The organism is Maritalea myrionectae DSM 19524 (genome assembly GCF_000423365.1).
GTDB classification, from domain to species: Bacteria; Pseudomonadota; Alphaproteobacteria; order Rhizobiales; family Devosiaceae; genus Maritalea; species Maritalea myrionectae.
This window is the reverse complement of the sequence record NZ_AUHV01000006.1, coordinates 152,501-154,690: the sequence shown is the minus strand read 5'-3', so window position 1 is coordinate 154,690 and position 2,190 is coordinate 152,501. Positions and strand designations below refer to the sequence as shown.

At 51.6% G+C, this 2,190-nt stretch carries 2 rRNA genes (1 of these 2 running past the window's edge); both read right to left on the bottom strand.

What is annotated here, in order from left to right:
• Window positions 1-84: 84 nt before the first annotated feature.
• A 5S ribosomal RNA gene (gene rrf / locus G549_RS0117485) occupies window positions 85-200 on the bottom strand.
• Between the two features lie 104 nt (window positions 201-304).
• Window positions 305-2,190: ribosomal RNA gene (locus G549_RS0117480) — 23S ribosomal RNA — on the bottom strand; it runs 836 nt beyond the window's last position.

The window sequence follows — 2,190 nt, the reverse complement described above, 5'->3', positions numbered from 1 at the left end:
AACGCAAGAAACCCCACCGGCTATTTCTAGCGGGTGGGGTTTTTTGTATATTTTACATCGTAGAGATAATTTTGCTTTTAGCAGACTTGGCAACGACCTACTCTTCCATGCCTTAAGACAAAGTACCATCGGCGCTGAGGTGTTTAACGTTCGAGTTCGGAATGGGATCGTGTTCTGAGCACCTCGCTATAATCACCAAGTCGGCAAAAAGCAAAATTTCGTGAAGTTAAATATGCTCAGGATGTTTATCCTGAGTGATGATGTTCGTGTTTGGTATTGGTGTTACGGACATTGATTAATGAGAACAATCAAGCCAATCGAGCTATTAGTACCAGTAAGCTTCACACATTGCTGCGCTTCCACACCTGGCCTATCAACGTGGTGGTCTCCCACGGCTCTCAAGGGAATGCTAGTTTCGAAGGAGGCTTCCCGCTTAGATGCTTTCAGCGGTTATCCCGTCCAGATATAGCTACCCTGCTATGCTGCTGGCGCAACAACAGGTCCACCAGAGATCTGTTCACCCCGGTCCTCTCGTACTAGGGGCAACTCTTCTCAACATTCCTACACCCACGGCAGATAGGGACCGAACTGTCTCACGACGTTCTAAACCCAGCTCGCGTACCGCTTTAATTGGCGAACAGCCAAACCCTTGGGACCTGCTCCAGCCCCAGGATGCGATGAGCCGACATCGAGGTGCCAAACAATGCCGTCGATATGGACTCTTGGGCATCATCAGCCTGTTATCCCCGGCGTACCTTTTATCCGTTGAGCGATGGCCCTTCCACGCGGGACCACCGGATCACTATGACCGACTTTCGTCTCTGCTCGACTTGTCAGTCTCGCAGTCAGGCGGGCTTATGCCATTGCACTCGACGACCGATTTCCGACCGGTCTGAGCCCACCATCGCGCGCCTCCGTTACTCTTTGGGAGGCGACCGCCCCAGTCAAACTACCCACCACACACTGTCCCGGACGCTGTTACGCCGCGGTTAGACATACATGACGATAAGGGTGGTATCTCACATTGCGGCTCCATAGCAACTAGCGTCACTATTTCAAAGCCTACCACCTATTCTGCACATGCCGACACGAATGCCAGTGTGAAGCTATAGTAAAGGTGCACGGGGTCTTTCCGTCTAACCGCAGGAACCCCGCATCTTCACGGGGAGTTCAATTTCGCTGAGTCTATGCTGGAGACAGTGGGGAAGTCGTTACGCCATTCGTGCAGGTCGGAACTTACCCGACAAGGAATTTCGCTACCTTAGGACCGTTATAGTTACGGCCGCCGTTTACTGGGGCTTCAATTCAATGCTCTCACATCTCCTTTTAACCTTCCAGCACCGGGCAGGCGTCAGACCCTATACGTCGTATTGCTACTTCGCAGAGCCCTATGTTTTTAGTAAACAGTCGCCACCCCCTGGTCTGTGCCACCCTCCCTGAGTTGCCTCAAAAAGGGTCACGCTTATCCCGAAGTTACGCGTGCAATTTGCCGAGTTCCTTCAGCATAGTTCTCTCAAGCGCCTTAGTATTCTCTACCTGTCCACCTGTGTTGGTTTAGAGTACGGTCTATGTTGGTGGAGCTATTTCCTGGAACCTGCTCACGGCCAGAACCAATCCGATAAGGACTGACCGATCTACAAATTCGTCACTACCACCAGGTACAGGAATATTAACCTGTTTCCCATCGTCTACGACTTTCGTCCTCGACTTAGGGGCCGACTAACCCTGCGCTGATTAGCATTGCGCAGGAACCCTTGGACTTTCGGCGAGAGTGTCTCTCACACTCTTTATCGCTACTCATGTCAGCATTCGCACTTCTGATATCTCCAGGACCCCTCACGGGTATCCCTTCGCAGACTTACAGAACGCTCCGCTACCGCTTACACTAAAAGTGTAAACCCTAAGCTTCGGTGCATGGTTTGAGCCCCGGTACATTTTCGCCGCAGGAACGCTTGACCAGTGAGCTGTTACGCTATCTTTAAAGGATGGCTGCTTCTAAGCCAACCTCCTGGTTGTCTGTGCATTCCCACAAGCTTTCCCACTTAACCATGACTTTGGGACCTTAGCTGTAGGTCAGGGCTGTTTCCCTCTCCACTACGGACCTTAGCACCCGCAGTGTGTCTGCCAGATATTACTTCCAGGTATTCGGAGTTTGGTTAGGTTTGGTAATCCGTTGGGGACCCCTAGCCC